Origin of the sequence: Allobosea sp. TND4EK4, from assembly GCF_900156025.1 — a bacterium.
Lineage (GTDB): Bacteria > Pseudomonadota > Alphaproteobacteria > Rhizobiales > Beijerinckiaceae > Allobosea.
Window position 1 is genome coordinate 309,833 of sequence record NZ_FTMO01000003.1, and the last position, 14,676, is coordinate 324,508.

Genomic DNA, 14,676 nt, shown 5'->3' on the forward strand with positions numbered 1-14,676 from the left:
AATGGAAGTGATCCTGCTCGAACGCGTCGCCAAGCTCGGCCAGATGGGCGACGTCGTCCGCGTGCGCGACGGCTTCGGCCGCAACTACCTCCTCGCCCGCGGCAAGGCGCTGCGCGCCACCGACGACAACCGCAAGCGCTTCGAGAGCCAGAAGCTCGAGCTCGAGACCCGCAACCTCGAGCTCAAGTCGGAAGCCGACGCGATTGCCGAGCGCGTCGACGGGCAGAGCGTCGTGATCCTGCGCCAGTCGGGCGAATCCGGCGTGCTCTACGGCTCGGTCTCGACCCGCGACATCGCCGAGGCCCTCGTCGCCGATGGCTTCAAGGTCGCCCGCAGCCAGGTGACGCTCAACACCCCGATCAAGACGCTCGGCCTGCACACGGTCCCGGTCGTGCTGCATCCGGAAGTCACCGTCACGGTCACGGTCAACGTCGCCCGCTCGGCCCAGGAGGCCGACCGCCAGGCCGCCGGTGAGAACGTCACCGCGCGTGAGGCGTTCGACCTCGACGATCTCGGGCTCGAGGTCGGCGCTGCGCTGGCCGAGGCCGGCGGCGACGACGACCGCTGAGAGCCGCACAGGCTTTCGTGATCAGGCGCCGCGAGCGATCGCGGCGCCTTTTTTCATGCGGGCGCTCCGGCATGAGATTGCGTTCCCGGAGTTTGTGGACGCGGCGCTGTGAACAACGGGTACAGCTTGCAGCGTAAAGTTGCGTTCTCTATATGTTCACGTTCAAGAACCGCCCCTACTGACGTATCCAGATCGCCATGGCTCCCGTCACAGCTCTCGTCGCCCGCCTCGACAATCGCGAGGCCGAATATCGCGTCCAGCCTCACAACATCGAGGCCGAGCAGGCACTGCTGGGCGCGGTGCTGGTCAACAACGACGCGTTCTACCGCGTCTCCGACTTCCTGCTGCCGGACCATTTCTTCGAGCCGATCCACCAGCGGGTGTTCGAGCTCGTCGGGAGCATGATCCGCGCCGGAAAGCTCGCCACGCCGATCACGCTCAAGACCTTCGTCGGCGATCTCGACCTCGGCGACATCACGCCCAGCCAGTATCTCGCGCGGCTCGCGGCGGAGGCGACGACCGTCATCAATGCCGGGGACTATGGCCGCACGATCTACGACCTCGCCATCCGCCGCCAGCTGATCGGCGTCGGAGAGGACCTCGTCAACGTCGCCTACGACGCGCCCGTCGAGATGGCGCCGCGCGAGCAGATCGAGGATGCCGAGCGCAAGCTCTACGAACTGGCGGAAAAGGGCCGCTACGAGGGCGGCTTCCAGAAATTCGACGGGGCGCTCAGGCTCGCCATCGACATGGCGGCGAGCGCCTATCAGCGCGCCGGCGGGCTCTCCGGCATCTCCACCGGCCTGCGCGACGTCGACCAGCGCATGGGCGGTCTGCAGCGCTCCGACCTGCTCGTGCTCGCCGGCCGCCCCGCCATGGGCAAGACCTCGCTCGCGACCAACATCGCCTTCAACATCGCCAAGGCCTGGCGCGGCGAGCGGCAGGAGGACGGCACCATCAAGAGCGTCGATGGCGGCATCGTCGGCTTCTTCTCGCTCGAAATGTCGGCCGACCAGCTTGCCACCCGTATCGTCGCCGAGCAGTCCGGCATCTCCTCCTACAAGATCCGGCAGGGCCGCATCACGGAAAGCGACTTCGCCAAGCTGACCGACGTCGCGGCGCAGATCGAGAAGCTGCCGCTCTATATCGACCAGACCGGCGGCATCTCGATAGCCCAGTTGATGGCGCGCGCCCGGCGCCTGAAGCGCCAGAAGGGCCTCGACGTCCTGTTCATCGACTATCTCCAGCTCTTGTCCGGTTCCGCCAAGAACGGCCAGAACCGCGTGCAGGAACTGACCGAGATCACGACAAGCCTGAAGGCGCTGGCGAAGGAGCTCAACGTTCCGATCGTCGCCCTCTCCCAGCTCTCGCGCCAGGTCGAGAACCGCGACGACAAGCGGCCCCAGCTCTCGGATCTGCGCGAATCCGGCTCGATCGAGCAGGACGCCGACGTGGTGATGTTCGTCTACCGCGAGGAATACTACCTCAAGGGCAAGGAACCGCGCCCCGGCACCGAAGAACACAACAAGTGGCAGATCGAGATGGAGGCTATGCATGGCGTGGCCGAGCTGATCATCGGCAAGCAGCGTCACGGCCCCACCGGCGCCGTTGCCCTGCAGTTCGACGCCGATGTGACACGCTTCTCGGATCGGGCCGACGAGCTTCGCCTTCCGGATCGTGAATGATGACCCTCGACCAGCGTGATATCGGCCCCGACGCCGCGACACTGACCGTCGATCTCGGGGCGCTCGTGGCGAATTGGCGGATGCTGGGCGCGCGCGCCGGTACCGAGGCGGGTGCCGTGGTCAAGGCCGACGCCTATGGCATCGGCATCGAGCCGGCGGTGACGGCGCTGTCGAGCGCCGGCTGCCGCCAGTTCTTCGTCGCGCATCTGTCCGAAGGCATCCGCGCCCGCAAGGCGGCGCCGGACGCGACGGTCTATGTCCTCAACGGCATGCTGCCGGGCAGCTGCGGCCTCTATGCCGAGCATGGACTGTCGCCGGTGCTGGGCTCTCACGAGGAACTGCTGGAATGGGCCTCCTTCCGCCAGACCGGCGCGACGGTTCGGCCCGCGGCCCTGCATGTCGATACGGCGATGAACCGTCTCGGCCTGTGGCCGGGCGAGGGCCGGTCGCTGGCGCGCGAGAAGGCCGGCGTGATCGCGGCGGCCGAGATCGGGCTGGTGATGAGCCATTTTGCCTCCTCGGAGGACGAGGCCGATCCGGCCAATGCGCGGCAGATCGCCGCCTTCGCCGAGATCGCCGCAGCCTTTCCCGGGCTGCCGGCCTCGCTGCTCAACTCCTCCGGCCACTTCCTGAAGGGCTGCCCGGCCTACCAGCTGACGCGGCCTGGATATGCGCTTTATGGCGGCAACCCGACGCCGGGCCGGCCGAACCCGATGCAGCCCGTCATCGGGCTGGAGGCACGGATCATCCAATTGCGCGAGGTCGAGGCGGGAATGCAGGTCGGCTATAACGGCCGCTGGACCGCCAAGGGCAAGCGCCGGCTCGCCACGATCTGCCTCGGTTATGCCGACGGCTATCCGCGCAACGGGAGCTGGACCGATACCGTGACCGGCGGTTCCGCGGTTGTGGGCGGCGCGCTGTGTCCCTTCGTCGGCTCGGTGTCGATGGACCTGATCATCCTCGACGTGACGGATGCTCCCGCAGGCTCGGCGGTGCGCGGCGCGCCGGTGACGCTGATCGGCGGCCCGCTCGATCTCGAGGCCGTCGGCGCCGGCGCCAAGACGGTCGGCTACGAAATTCTGACCAGCCTCGGGCGGCGCTATCAGCGGCGGTATGTGGGGCTGTGAGGGCGCCTCAGGCCGTCATTCTCGGGCGAAGCGCAGCGCAGACCCCAGAATCTCAGGGCACGAAGGCTTCGGTGCCTGCCTCGGCAAGAGATGCTCGGGTCGGGCCCGAGCATGACGCTGCTGCAATGACGCTCGCGCTCTATCCGTCGCGGCTGCCTCGCTGATGGCCAAGCGCGGCCCGACCTATCATTGCCAGGCCTGCGGCGCGGTCTATCACCGCTGGCAGGGCAAGTGCGACGCCTGCGGCACCTGGTCCTCGCTGGTCGAGGATGCGGCGACGGCGCCCGTCCCGGGCGGCGGCCGCGCCTCCGGCAACAGCAGGGTTCGCGGCCGCGTCTTCGCGCTGGAGACTCTGAAGGGCGATACGCAGGACGCGCCGCGCATCACCTCGGGCATCGGTGAGCTGGATCGCGTCACCGGCGGCGGCTTCGTGCCGGGTTCCGTGCTGCTGATCGGCGGCGATCCCGGCATCGGCAAGTCGACGCTGCTGATGCAGGCCTGCGCGGCACTGGCGCTGGCCGGACAGCGCGTCGTCTACGTCTCCGGCGAGGAATCGACCGGGCAGGTCCGGCTGCGGGCGGAGCGGATGGGGCTTGCCGAGGCGCCGGTCGATCTCGCGGCCGAGACCAATGTCGAGGACATCGTCGCCACCTTGAGCGAAGGCCGGCGCCCTGCCCTCGTCGTGATCGATTCGATCCAGACCATGTGGTCCGGCGAGGTCGAGAGCGCGCCCGGCACGGTGACGCAGGTGCGGGGCTCGGCCCAGGCGCTGATCCGCTACGCCAAGACCAGCGGCGTCTGCCTGATCCTCGTCGGGCACGTCACCAAGGACGGGCAGATCGCCGGCCCGCGTGTCGTCGAGCACATGGTCGACGCCGTGCTGTCCTTCGAGGGCGAGGGCGCGCACTCCTTCCGCATCCTGCGCGGGCAGAAGAACCGCTTCGGTCCGACCGACGAGATCGGCGTCTTCGAGATGACCGGCAAGGGCTTGTCCGAGGTCACCAACCCCTCGGCCCTCTTCCTGGCCGGGCGCGACCAGCCGGCGCCGGGCGCGGCCGTGTTCGCCGGGATCGAGGGCACGCGGCCGGTGCTGGTGGAAATCCAGGCGCTGGTGGCACCGACCGCGCTCGGCACGCCCCGGCGCGCCGTCGTCGGCTGGGAGAACAGCCGGCTCGCGATGGTGCTGGCGGTGCTCGAGACCCATGGCGGGCTGCGCCTCGGCCAGCACGACGTCTATCTCAACGTCGCCGGCGGCCTGCGCGTCAACGAGCCGGCGGCCGATATCGCCGTCGCGGCGGCTCTGGTCTCGTCGCTGACCGGCGCCATCCTGCCGCAGGAGGCGGTGTATTTCGGCGAGGTCGCGCTGTCGGGCTCGGTGCGGCCGGTTTCGGTGACCGCGGCGCGGCTGCGCGAGGCGGCCAAGCTCGGCTTCGAGGCGGCCATGATGCCGGCCGGCGGGAACGACCATGGCGATGGCGGCGGGTTGAACCTGCGCCGTTTCGGCCATGTCACGGAACTCGTTGCCGATATCGCCGCCCGGGCACCGCGCAGAGATGTGAAATCGCGCGGCCCGAAGGGTGACGCAGAGGACTGAAACGCGTATAGCCAGCGCAAACGGCGGCTCGCTTGCGGGCCGCCGTCGTCGGATCACAGCAGAGCGGCCCTCCCCATGCCAGTCACCATTCTCGATCTCGTCGTCATCGGCGTGGTTCTGCTTTCGGCTTTGCTCGCGGCGGTTCGCGGCTTCACCCGCGAGGTGCTGGCGATCGTCTCCTGGGTCGCGGCGGCGGCCGTCGCCTGGGCGTTCCATCCCCAGCTCGTGCCCTTCATCAAGCAGTATATTCCGGCGAGCTCGGCGCAGGACATGATCTCGCTGGTCGCGGCGATCGCGGTCCTGTTCCTCGGCACGCTGATCGTCGTCTCCATCGTCACGGCGCGCATTTCCGACTTCGTGCTCGATTCGCGCATCGGCGCGCTCGACCGCACGCTCGGCTTCGTCTTCGGCGCGGCGCGCGGGCTGCTGCTGGCGGTGATCGGCTATTTGTTCTTCACCGCGCTGGTCGGCACGGAGAAGATGCCGGTCTGGGCCAAGGAGGCCAAGTCACGGCCGATGCTGGAAGAGACGGGGCGCTCGCTGGTCGGCATGCTGCCCCAGGAGATCAATGCCGACTTCGTCAAGAACCTGCTGAAGAAGCCGGGCGCGCCGGGTTCGACCGAGGCCCCGGCCGAGGAACCCAAGACCCCGGTGGGCACCGCCCCGGCCACGACGTTGCCGAGCGGCAATGCGCCGGTTGCAACACCGGCGAGGCCAGGGACGGTTGCGCCCGCCCCATCGCGACCCTAATTGACGGCTAAAGACGCGTACGCCCCCAGCCCGCGTGGAGCTTTCTCGATGACATCGTCGACCGCATCCGACTCCGCCTTCGATCCGAATGCCGACCGGCTGCGGGAGGAATGCGGCGTCTTTGGCATCTATGGCCATGCCGATGCCGCGGCGCTGACGGCGCTCGGACTGCACGCGCTGCAGCACCGCGGGCAGGAGGCGGCCGGCATCGTCTCCTTCGACGGCAACCGCTTCCATTCGGAGCGCCGGCTCGGCCTCGTCGGGGACGCATTCTCGGAAGCGAGCGTCATCGACAAGCTGAAGGGCCCGCAGGCCGTCGGTCATGTCCGCTATTCGACGACGGGCGAGACGATCCTTCGTAACGTCCAGCCGCTCTTCGCCGAGCTGCATGGCGGCGGTTTCGCCGTCGCCCATAACGGCAACCTGACCAACGGGCTGAGCCTGCGGCGGGAGCTGGTGCGCGACGGCGCGATCTATCAGTCGACATCGGACACCGAGGTGCTGCTGCATCTGGTGGCGCGCAGCCGCAAGCCGCATTTCGTCGAGCGCTTCATCGAGGCGATCCGCCAGATCGAGGGCGCCTACGCCTTCGTCGGCATCACCAACAAGAAGCTCGTCGGCGCGCGCGATCCGCTGGGCATCCGCCCGCTGGTGCTCGGCGAACTCGACGGCGCCCCGATCCTGACCTCGGAAACCTGCGCGCTCGACATCATCGGCGCCAAGTTCATCCGCGAGATCGAGAACGGCGAGGTCGTGATCATCTCCGAAAGCGGCATCGAGAGCCACAAACCGTTCCCGCCTCAGCAGGAGCGGCCCTGCATCTTCGAATACATCTATTTCGCCCGTCCCGATTCGGTGGTGAAGGGCCGCAGCATCTATGAGCGCCGCAAGGCGATGGGCGCGGTCCTGGCCCAGGAATCGCCGGCCAATGCCGATGTCGTCGTGCCGGTGCCGGATTCCGGCGTGCCGGCGGCGCTCGGCTTCGCGCAGGCCAGCGGCATTCCCTTCGAGCTCGGCATCATCCGCAACCATTATGTCGGCCGCACCTTCATCGAGCCGACGCAGAAGGTCCGCGAGCTCGGCGTCAAGCTGAAGCATTCGGCCAACCGCTCGGTGGTCGAAGGCAAGAGCATCGTTCTGGTCGACGATTCGATCGTGCGCGGTACGACCTCGTTCAAGATCGTGAAGATGATGCGCGAGGCCGGCGCCCGCGAGGTGCATTTCCGCATCTCCTCGCCGCCGATCACCCACCCCGACTATTACGGCATCGATACGCCCGACCGCGAAAAGCTGCTCGCCGCCACCCACTCGCTGGAGGAGATGCGGCAGTTTGTCGGCGCCGATTCGCTGGCGTTCATCTCGGTCGACGGGCTCTATCGCGCCATGGGCCATGAGCGGCGCGACCCGACCCGCCCGCAATTCACCGACCACTGCTTCACGGGCGATTACCCGACCTCACTCACCGACGTGATCGGCGAGAGCGCCAAGCAGCAGATCTCCCTGCTGGCTGAAGCCGGCTGACCTCCCGAGCCTCCCGATGACCAAGCCTTTGCAGGGGCGCGTCGCGCTCGTTACCGGCGCCTCGCGCGGCATCGGGCGCGCGGCAGCGCTCGCCTTTGCCCGCGCGGGCGCTCATGTCGTCGCGCTGGCCCGGACCTCCGGCGCCCTCGAGGAGCTCGACGACGAGATCCGCCTGATCGAGGGCAGCGCGACCCTGGTGCCGCTCGACCTCACGGATGCCGGCGGCATCGAGAAGCTCGGCCCGGCGCTGCTGGAGCGCTGGGGCAAGCTCGACATCCTGCTCGCCAATGCCGGCGTGCTGGGGTCGTTGTCCCCACTCGGCCATGTCACCGACAGTGACTGGGCCAAGGTCATGGACGTCAATGTCACGGCGAACTGGCGGCTGATCAAGTCGCTCGATCCGGCGCTGCGGGCTTCCGAGGCCGGGCGCGTGATCCTGCTCTCGTCCGGCGCAGCCCATAAGTGCACCGCGTATTGGGGGCCCTATTCGGTCTCCAAGGCCGCTGTGGAGGCGCTTGGGCGCACCTATGCTGCCGAGACGGCGACGACGCCGGTCAAGGTCATGCTGGTCAATCCTGGTCCGCTGCGGACGCGGATGCGGGCCGAGGCCATGCCGGGCGAGGACCCCGCGACGCTGAAGACGCCGGAGGATCTGGCGCCGCATCTGGTCGCCCTCGCCTCGCCCGACTGGGCCGAGAGCGGCAAGATCTTCGATTTCCCCCAGGGCAAGGTGCTGACGCCGCAGCTGCCGGTTTGAGCTGCGCGTCCCTTGTTCCTTGAAGGCAGGAAGGCGTCTGGGAGAGTCGCATGAGAGAAGGGTCGCACGAAGCGGCCCTTTTTTCAGAGAGCGGTTGCTCATCCGTCAGCGCTTTACGCCGCCACCCTCTCCCCCAAGAGAGAGGGAGAAGGCCTCAGCCCTTGCGTGCCTTGTCGTAGGGGTTCTCGCCGCCGCGGGTGTGCAGGCGGATCGGCGTGCCCGGCAGGTCGAAAGCCTCGCGCAGATTGTTGACCAGATAGCGGGTGTAGGACACCGGCAGATGGTCGAGCTGGTTCCCGAACAGCGCAAAGGTCGGCGGGCGTGCCTTGGCCTGCGTCATATAGCGGATTTTGATGCGCCGTCCGGCCACGGCCGGCGGCGGATGGGCCGAGAGCACGCCTTCGAGCCAGCGGTTGATCTTCGCCGTTGAGACGCGCCGGTTCCAGACCTCATAGGCGGTGAAGACGGCCTGCATCAGCCGGTCGATGCCCTCGCCAGCGAGGCCCGAGAGCGGGATGATCGGCACGCCGCGCACCTGCGCCAGCAGATGGCTCGCCTTCTCCTTGAGCTCGGCCAGCAGGCCGTTCTTGTCGGCGACGAGGTCCCATTTGTTGAGGCCGATGACGACGCAGCGGCCTTCGCGCTCGGTCAGGTCGACCAGCGTCAGATCCTGCTTCTCGAAAGGGATGGTGGCGTCGAGCAGCACGACGACGACCTCGGCGAAGCGGATCGCGCGCAGCGAATCCTGCACCGACATCTTCTCGAGCTTTTCCTCGATGCGGGCGCGCTTGCGCATGCCGGCCGTGTCGAACAGCTTCACCGGCCGGCCGCGCCATTCGTAATCGACCGAGATGGTGTCGCGGGTGATGCCGGCTTCCGGGCCGACGAGCAGGCGGTCCTCGCCGATCATCCGGTTGACCAGCGTCGATTTGCCGGCGTTGGGACGGCCGATGATGGTGACGCGCAGCGGCTTGTTGGGGTCGTTGTATTCCGCGTCCTCATCGACGAAGGCGGCAGGGGCCTCGACCCATTTCTTGTCGCCATAGCTTTCGTCGAAGGGCTCCTCTTCCTCCGGCTCGACATCGACGTAAGGCGCGAGCGCCTCCAGCAGATCCGAGGTGCCCTCGCCGTGCTCGGCGGAGAACGGCACGGGATCGCCTAGCCCGAGCGAATAGGCATCGATGATGCCCTCCGTGCCCTTCCTGCCTTCGGCCTTGTTGGCGAGCAGGATGACCGGCTTGCCCGACTTGCGCACGAGATCAGCGAAGGGTTGGTCCATCGGTGTCAGGCCGAGGCGGGCGTCGATCATGAAGACGATGACGTCGGCCTGGGCGATGGCGGTCTCGGTCTGGGCGCGCATGCGGCCGAGAAGCGAATCCTTGTCCGCCTCCTCCAGCCCCGCGGTGTCGATGACCTTGAAGCGCAGATGGCCGAGCGCGGCGTCGCCCTCACGGCGGTCGCGCGTCACACCCGGCCGGTCGTCGACCAGCGCGAGCTTCTTGCCGACGAGCCGGTTGAACAGGGTCGATTTGCCGACATTGGGGCGCCCGATCAGGGCGACGATGGCTGTCATCGGATCAGGGTTTCACCGTGACGCGGCCGCCGCGAACCAGCGCGAGATAGAGCTCGGCGCGCTGCCGCTCGGCCGCCGAGGTGGCGGGATCGGTCACGATCGCGTCGAACCAGCGCCCTGCAGCGTCGAAGTCATTGGCCTTCAACGCGGAGACGCCGAGGAATTCGCGAGCGGTGTGGCGCCAGGCGCCCTGGGGCACCGCCAGCGGCTCCAGCGCCTTCTTGACCTCGTCATAGGAGACGAGATCGACACGCAGGATGCCGGCGCGCAAGCGGGCGAGGTCGCGATAGAGCGGATCGATCGATCCGTCATTGGCGATGGCGTCGAACGCCGTCGCCCCCGCCGCCGGATCGGCCTTCGCCGTCTCCGAGGCAAGGCGGAAGCGGGCGATCTCGCGGTAGCCTGCCGGCGCCGAGCCGGCGAGGTCCTTCAGGATCGTCTCAGCCTGGGCACGATCGCCGTCGCGCGACGATTTCAGCGCGGCTTCCAGCCGCGCGCCGACCCCCGCAGCGGCCTCCTGCTGCCGGTGCTGCCAGAACTGCCAGCCGCCGACCGCGAGCACGATCAGCACGGCCAGCGTCGTGACGACCCAGCCATATTTCTTCCAGAGCTCGGCCGCCTTGTCGCGGCGGACCTCCTCTTCAATCTCGCGAAAAATATCGGCCATTTGACTGTCACAATCCCTGTTGGGAGCGCGGTAGCACTTTCGTGCCGCGAAGGCGAGCCGGAACGGCGCCTGCCCCGCTGTTACTCGGCCCGGAACAGCAGGCTGCCATCGCCATAGCTGTAGAAGCGATAGCCCCCGGCGACCGCGTGTGCATAGGCTCGCCTCATCACGTCGAGCCCGCAGAAGGCCGAAACGAGCATGAACAGCGTCGAGCGCGGCAGGTGGAAATTGGTGATCAACAGATCGACCGCGCGGAAACGATAGCCCGGCGTGATGAAGATCGCGGTGTCGCCGGAAAAGGGCTGGACCACGCCGTCTTCGTCCGTCGCGCTTTCGAGCAGCCGCAGCGAGGTCGTGCCGGCAGCGACGATGCGCCCACCCCGCGCCTTCACGGCATTCAGCGCCAGTGCCGTCTCGGCCGAGACCGAACCCCATTCGGCATGCATCCGGTGCTCGTCAGTGTCCTGCGCCTTCACCGGCAGGAAGGTGCCGGCGCCGACATGCAGCGTGACGAAATGGCGGGAGACGCCGCGTGCCTCCAGCGCCGCAAACAATTCGGGGGTGAAATGGAGGCCCGCGGTCGGAGCGGCGACGGCGCCTTCGTGGCGGGCATAGGCCGTCTGGTAGTCGGCTGCATCGGCGGCGTCGGCCGGGCGCCTGCCGGCGATATAGGGCGGCAACGGCAATTCGCCCAGCCGGCCGATGGCCTCGTCGAGATAGGCACCCGTCAGGTTGAAGCGCAGCCCGACCTCGCCGCCCTCGCTTTTCGCGACCACCTCCGCCTGCAGTCGCGCGAGTTCGCAGGCGTTGCTCGCGCCTTCGTTGTCGAAGACCACCGTCTCGCCCAGCGAGAGCTTCTTGGCCGGCCGCGCGAAGGCAAGCCAGCTGTCGGCGCCTTCGCGCTTGTGCAGCATGATCTCGATGCGCGCCGAATCCTCGCCCCGCCAGCGCCGTCCGCGCAGGCGAGAGGGGATGACGCGCGTGTCGTTGAGCACCAGCGCGTCGCCCGGCTGCAGGAGCAAAGGCAGATCGCGGATGATCCGGTCCTCGAGCGGCTCCGGCGCGCCCGGCTTGACGACGAGCAGGCGCGCGGAATCGCGAGGGCTCGCCGGCCTCAGCGCGATGCGGTCTTCCGGCAGGTCGAAATCGAAGAGGTCGACATCCATCGTCGGCGCAACTCTTGCCTCAAACGGAACGAGCCCTCGTCCCAGGACGCCGCTGGAGCGGGTCCGGAACGAGGGCTCGCCCCTGATCGAAATGCTCAGGCCGCGTCGGCCATCACCTTCATCGAGACGATGGAATCGGGATCGCGCACGGGCTCGCCGCGCTTGATGCGGTCGACGTTCTCCATGCCTTCGACGACCTGGCCCCAGACGGTGTACTGCTTGTCGAGGAAGCGGGCATCGTCGAACACGATGAAGAACTGGCTGTTGGCCGAGTTCGGGTTCTGCGAGCGGGCCATCGAGCAGATGCCGCGCACATGCGGCTCGGCATTGAACTCCTGATTCAGATCCGGGTGCTTCGAGCCACCGGTGCCGGTGCCGTGCGGGCAGCCGACCTGTGCCATGAAGCCGTCGATGACGCGGTGGAAGACGATGCCGTCATAGAAGCCCTCGCGCGCGAGCTGCTTGATGCGCGCCACGTGCTCGGGGGCGAGATCGGGACGCAGCTTGATCACCACCTTGCCCTTGGTGGTTTCCATGAGAATCGTGTTTTCGGGATCGAGCGACATCAGCTCTGCCTTTCGTTGGGCGGCACGCGGCCGTGGAAGCGTAGGGTGAAGGGTCGCCCCGCGATACTCGCTCCGAGGTCCTTCGACAACCTCATCGGCGTGCAACGACGAACCGCAGCGATGGCGGATTGGGCAAAGGCGTTTTGGAAGGCGGCATCGCCGCGCCGCGTCTCCCAGGAGACACGCGGCTCGCCGAACAGGCTGCCGTCCCGGCGCAGGCTGAAGCGAACCGTTGCCATCGCACCGGTCAGCTCCGCGGGCAAGGGCGGCGGCGACCAGCAGCGGCTGATCGCCGGGCCGATCCCGGCAAGCGTGGAAACAGGCTGGCCGGCATCGGGCGGATCGACCGGAGACACGCTCCCGACAAGGCCGAGCTCGCCCGCCCCGCGGCGCAGGCTGCCCTGCTCGCCGAGCGGCCTTTGTCGCATGCCGGGGACGTCGTTGGAGCCGCCGAAGCGGCCGCCGACGCCCGGATCGTAGCGTTGGCCGCTCTGCGGCGGCAGCACGGGATATTGCGAGCCGGATGGCGGCGGAAGCACCGGGTTCTGCGAGCCCGAAGGCGGCGGCAGGCCGAGATCATGCGTTCCCTGCGCGGCGGCGGGCAGCCCCGCCAGCAGCAGGAGACAGGCGAAGCCGGCCCGGCCGATCATGCCGAACGCCTTACTTGGCGTCGGCCTGCATGCGCATGGTGACGATCTTGTCCGGGTTCGTGACCACGCCGTTATTGGCCGACGAGCCCTTCTTGATCTTGCGTACCGCGTCCATGCCTGAGACCACCTCGCCGAACAGCGTGTACTGGCCGGTCAGCGAGCCGCAGCCCTCATAGCAGATGAAGAACTGCGAGTTCGCCGAGTTCGGCGAAGACGAGCGGGCCATGCCGACGGAGCCGACCTTGAACGGCGTCTGTCCGAATTCGGCCGGGATGTTCGGCAGGTCCGAGCCGCCGGTGCCGGTGCCGGTCGGGTCGCCGGTCTGCGCCATGAAGCCGTCGATGACACGGTGGAAGACGATGCCGTCATAGAAGCCGCGCTTCACCAGCGCCTTGATCTGCGCCACATGTTTGGGCGCCAGATCGGGCCGCAGCTGGATCGTGACCGGGCCGTCCTTCGTCGTCAGCACGACCGTGTTGTCGGGGTCGGCCTTCGGTGCCTGAGCCTGTGCGAGGCCGATGGAGGCGAGAAGGGCGAGAGCGGCCAGCGAACTGCGCAGCATGAAGATCTCCATTGCCGCACGGGAAGCTGCGGCGTTTCGTTCCGATAACGGCAAGCTTTGACCGGAACAAGGCGCGGGCGCCCCGACTCACGTGTTGCTGCACTGCACAAGTGCAGCCCAGCATAAACTTGCAAAAAGTTGAGGCTGGACCTGCACAAACTGGTGACAACTCCGTCACAATCGGCTAATCCTTCTCGCGCTGGGCACGCTTTGTTAGGCAAGGCGCCGCGGACCAGGTCTCGGGAGGAAGAAACGCACCGCTCGTATACGCGCCTTACGCATCAGACGTGTGCCGATACTGCGGACATAAGCGGACTGGACAGGGCAAGGCGAAAGCCTTGCCTTTTTTCTTTGGCCGATGGCGCCGGCGGTCGCCGCGCCGCAGAGAAACGCTCAGAAGTCGAAATTCGACCAGCCATACCAGACGAAGGCGAAGATCACGGCGGCGATGAGCGAGGTGATCGCCGCCTTCCTGAGCAGCCCCGGCAGAACGGGCGCGCCAGGCTCGGTCCCTTCCGCGATCGCCCCCGCCTCGTGCTGGCTGCGGACGCCGAAGGGCAGCACGGCGAACAGCACCGTCCACCAGATGATGAAATAGACCGCGAGCGCGCTGGCGATGCTCATGAGGCGCTCCCAGCAAGGGCGATGCAGGAAAAGGCGACTCGCGCCTGCGTCGGCACGCCGAACCGGGCCGTGTGCCGCGCCGGCAGGCCGGCGGGAAAGTGCCTTACATACTCGGCGTTGCAGGCGGCATAGTCGGCCGGGTCGCTGATCAGCATCGTCATCTGCACGACACGGTCGAGCGACGAGCCGGCCTCAGCCAGGATTTCGGCGATGCGGCCGAGCGCATTGCGGACCTCGTCGGCCGGCGTCTCACCGCGATGAAGGCCGCGCTCGGGATCATGCGGGGCTGAATGGCCGGAGACGAAGACGAGCCCGGCCGCAACGGTGGCGGCGCTGAACGGACGCGGGGAGCCGGATTCGGGCTCGCCGAGGAAGGCGATCTCAGGCATCGGATCAGGCCTGCTCCAGCTCGACCAGGGTGCCAAGGAAATCCTTGGGGTGCAGGAAGAGGACCGGCTTGCCATGGGCTCCGATGCGCGGCTCGCCCGAGCCCAGGACCCGGGCTCCCTGCGCCTTCAGCCGATCGCGGGCCGCCAGGATGTCATCGACCTCGTAACAGATGTGGTGGGTTCCGCCGTCGGGATTGCGCTCGAGGAACTTGGCGACCGGCGAGTCGGCGCCCAGCGGCTCCAGCAGCTCGATCTTGGTGTTGGGCAACTCGACGAAGACCACGGTGACGCCATGCTCCGGCTGCGGGAGCGGCTGCGAGACGCGGGCACCCAGCGTGTCGCGGTAGAGCGCGGTCGCGGCCGCGAGGTCCCTCACCGCGATGGCGACATGGTTGAGCCGTCCGATCATGAGAGCGCTCCGATTGGGCAAGTGGCAATGGGCAGTCGGCAGTCGGCAGTCGGCAGTCGGCAGTCGGC

The 14,676-nt window shown here is 67.8% G+C and carries 16 protein-coding genes; 7 read left to right on the forward strand and 9 right to left on the reverse strand.

The features are described 5' to 3' along the window. The first annotated feature begins 1 nt into the window (after position 1). The 7 genes from rplI (at position 2) to BW981_RS08965 (ending at position 8,002) form a co-directional block, all read left to right on the forward strand. Entirely contained in the window at positions 2-568 is a 567-nt protein-coding gene (rplI, locus tag BW981_RS08935; protein ID WP_076438257.1) for a 50S ribosomal protein L9, read from the forward strand. A 197-nt stretch (positions 569-765) separates the two neighbouring features. Further along, complete coding sequence (locus BW981_RS08940) at positions 766-2,253, forward strand: replicative DNA helicase (protein WP_076438259.1); 1,488 nt, start codon at positions 766-768, stop codon at positions 2,251-2,253. Beyond that, positions 2,253-3,380 (forward strand): alanine racemase, encoded by a 1,128-nt coding sequence (alr, locus tag BW981_RS08945; RefSeq protein WP_076438390.1) that lies wholly within the window; start codon positions 2,253-2,255, stop codon positions 3,378-3,380. The genes BW981_RS08940 and alr overlap by 1 nt, the downstream gene beginning before the upstream one ends. A 163-nt stretch (positions 3,381-3,543) precedes the next feature. Beyond that, positions 3,544-4,974, forward strand: a complete 1,431-nt coding sequence (gene radA, locus BW981_RS08950; protein ID WP_076438261.1) for a DNA repair protein RadA — start codon at positions 3,544-3,546, stop codon at positions 4,972-4,974. A gap of 75 nt (positions 4,975-5,049) precedes the next feature. Then, positions 5,050-5,724 (forward strand): CvpA family protein, encoded by a 675-nt coding sequence (locus tag BW981_RS08955; protein WP_076438263.1) that lies wholly within the window; start codon positions 5,050-5,052, stop codon positions 5,722-5,724. A gap of 48 nt (positions 5,725-5,772) precedes the next feature. Continuing rightward, the gene (gene purF, locus BW981_RS08960; protein WP_076438265.1) at positions 5,773-7,245 is read left to right on the forward strand and encodes an amidophosphoribosyltransferase; all 1,473 of its coding nucleotides are present in this window, start codon (positions 5,773-5,775) and stop codon (positions 7,243-7,245) included. A gap of 16 nt (positions 7,246-7,261) precedes the next feature. Then, positions 7,262-8,002, forward strand: a complete 741-nt coding sequence (locus BW981_RS08965; protein ID WP_076438266.1) for an SDR family NAD(P)-dependent oxidoreductase — start codon at positions 7,262-7,264, stop codon at positions 8,000-8,002. Positions 8,003-8,156: 154 nt separating this feature from the next. Here BW981_RS08965 and der read toward each other — a convergent pair whose 3' ends face one another. The 9 genes from der to mce form a co-directional block, all read right to left on the reverse strand. Then, the gene (der, locus tag BW981_RS08970; RefSeq protein WP_076438268.1) at positions 8,157-9,575 is read right to left on the reverse strand and encodes a ribosome biogenesis GTPase Der; all 1,419 of its coding nucleotides are present in this window, start codon (positions 9,573-9,575) and stop codon (positions 8,157-8,159) included. A gap of 4 nt (positions 9,576-9,579) precedes the next feature. Further along, positions 9,580-10,242 (reverse strand): tetratricopeptide repeat protein, encoded by a 663-nt coding sequence (locus BW981_RS08975; RefSeq protein WP_076438270.1) that lies wholly within the window; start codon positions 10,240-10,242, stop codon positions 9,580-9,582. Positions 10,243-10,322: 80 nt separating this feature from the next. Then, complete coding sequence (gene queA / locus BW981_RS08980) at positions 10,323-11,408, reverse strand: tRNA preQ1(34) S-adenosylmethionine ribosyltransferase-isomerase QueA (protein WP_076438271.1); 1,086 nt, start codon at positions 11,406-11,408, stop codon at positions 10,323-10,325. 95 nt (positions 11,409-11,503) lie between these two features. Next, positions 11,504-11,974, reverse strand: coding sequence for a peptidylprolyl isomerase (locus BW981_RS08985; RefSeq protein ID WP_076438273.1), 471 nt, complete (start codon positions 11,972-11,974; stop codon positions 11,504-11,506). Further along, positions 11,974-12,624, reverse strand: a complete 651-nt coding sequence (locus BW981_RS23030) for a hypothetical protein (protein WP_076438275.1) — start codon at positions 12,622-12,624, stop codon at positions 11,974-11,976. The genes BW981_RS08985 and BW981_RS23030 overlap by 1 nt, the downstream gene beginning before the upstream one ends. A 10-nt stretch (positions 12,625-12,634) precedes the next feature. Then, the gene (locus BW981_RS08995; protein ID WP_076438392.1) at positions 12,635-13,186 is read right to left on the reverse strand and encodes a peptidylprolyl isomerase; all 552 of its coding nucleotides are present in this window, start codon (positions 13,184-13,186) and stop codon (positions 12,635-12,637) included. 393 nt (positions 13,187-13,579) lie between these two features. Next, complete coding sequence (locus BW981_RS09000; RefSeq protein WP_076438277.1) at positions 13,580-13,810, reverse strand: DUF1467 family protein; 231 nt, start codon at positions 13,808-13,810, stop codon at positions 13,580-13,582. Beyond that, on the reverse strand, positions 13,807-14,199 hold the full coding sequence (locus tag BW981_RS09005) for a RidA family protein (protein WP_076438279.1): 393 nt from the start codon (positions 14,197-14,199) through the stop codon (positions 13,807-13,809). Before BW981_RS09005 ends, BW981_RS09000 begins: the two co-directional genes overlap by 4 nt. A 4-nt stretch (positions 14,200-14,203) precedes the next feature. After that, the gene (gene mce / locus BW981_RS09010) at positions 14,204-14,608 is read right to left on the reverse strand and encodes a methylmalonyl-CoA epimerase (protein WP_076438281.1); all 405 of its coding nucleotides are present in this window, start codon (positions 14,606-14,608) and stop codon (positions 14,204-14,206) included. Between the last annotated feature and the right edge of the window lie 68 nt (positions 14,609-14,676).

Excerpts from the sequence above, each read along its gene's own strand:
- BW981_RS08940 (WP_076438259.1), top strand. The coding sequence starts at position 766 with ATGGCTCCCGTCACAGCTCTCGTCGCCCGCCTCGACAATCGCGAGGCC.
- alr (WP_076438390.1), top strand. The coding sequence starts at position 2,253 with ATGACCCTCGACCAGCGTGATATCGGCCCCGACGCCGCGACACTGACC.
- BW981_RS09000 (WP_076438277.1), bottom strand. The coding sequence starts at position 13,810 with ATGAGCATCGCCAGCGCGCTCGCGGTCTATTTCATCATCTGGTGGACG.
- BW981_RS08985 (WP_076438273.1), bottom strand. The coding sequence starts at position 11,974 with ATGTCGCTCGATCCCGAAAACACGATTCTCATGGAAACCACCAAGGGC.
- BW981_RS09005 (WP_076438279.1), bottom strand. The coding sequence starts at position 14,199 with ATGCCTGAGATCGCCTTCCTCGGCGAGCCCGAATCCGGCTCCCCGCGT.
- BW981_RS08975 (WP_076438270.1), bottom strand. The coding sequence starts at position 10,242 with ATGGCCGATATTTTTCGCGAGATTGAAGAGGAGGTCCGCCGCGACAAG.
- BW981_RS08965 (WP_076438266.1), top strand. The coding sequence starts at position 7,262 with ATGACCAAGCCTTTGCAGGGGCGCGTCGCGCTCGTTACCGGCGCCTCG.
- BW981_RS08995 (WP_076438392.1), bottom strand. The coding sequence starts at position 13,186 with ATGCTGCGCAGTTCGCTGGCCGCTCTCGCCCTTCTCGCCTCCATCGGC.
- radA (WP_076438261.1), top strand. The coding sequence starts at position 3,544 with ATGGCCAAGCGCGGCCCGACCTATCATTGCCAGGCCTGCGGCGCGGTC.
- queA (WP_076438271.1), bottom strand. The coding sequence starts at position 11,408 with ATGGATGTCGACCTCTTCGATTTCGACCTGCCGGAAGACCGCATCGCG.
- BW981_RS23030 (WP_076438275.1), bottom strand. The coding sequence starts at position 12,624 with ATGATCGGCCGGGCCGGCTTCGCCTGTCTCCTGCTGCTGGCGGGGCTG.
- der (WP_076438268.1), bottom strand. The coding sequence starts at position 9,575 with ATGACAGCCATCGTCGCCCTGATCGGGCGCCCCAATGTCGGCAAATCG.
- BW981_RS08955 (WP_076438263.1), top strand. The coding sequence starts at position 5,050 with ATGCCAGTCACCATTCTCGATCTCGTCGTCATCGGCGTGGTTCTGCTT.
- mce (WP_076438281.1), bottom strand. The coding sequence starts at position 14,608 with ATGATCGGACGGCTCAACCATGTCGCCATCGCGGTGAGGGACCTCGCG.
- rplI (WP_076438257.1), top strand. The coding sequence starts at position 2 with ATGGAAGTGATCCTGCTCGAACGCGTCGCCAAGCTCGGCCAGATGGGC.
- purF (WP_076438265.1), top strand. The coding sequence starts at position 5,773 with ATGACATCGTCGACCGCATCCGACTCCGCCTTCGATCCGAATGCCGAC.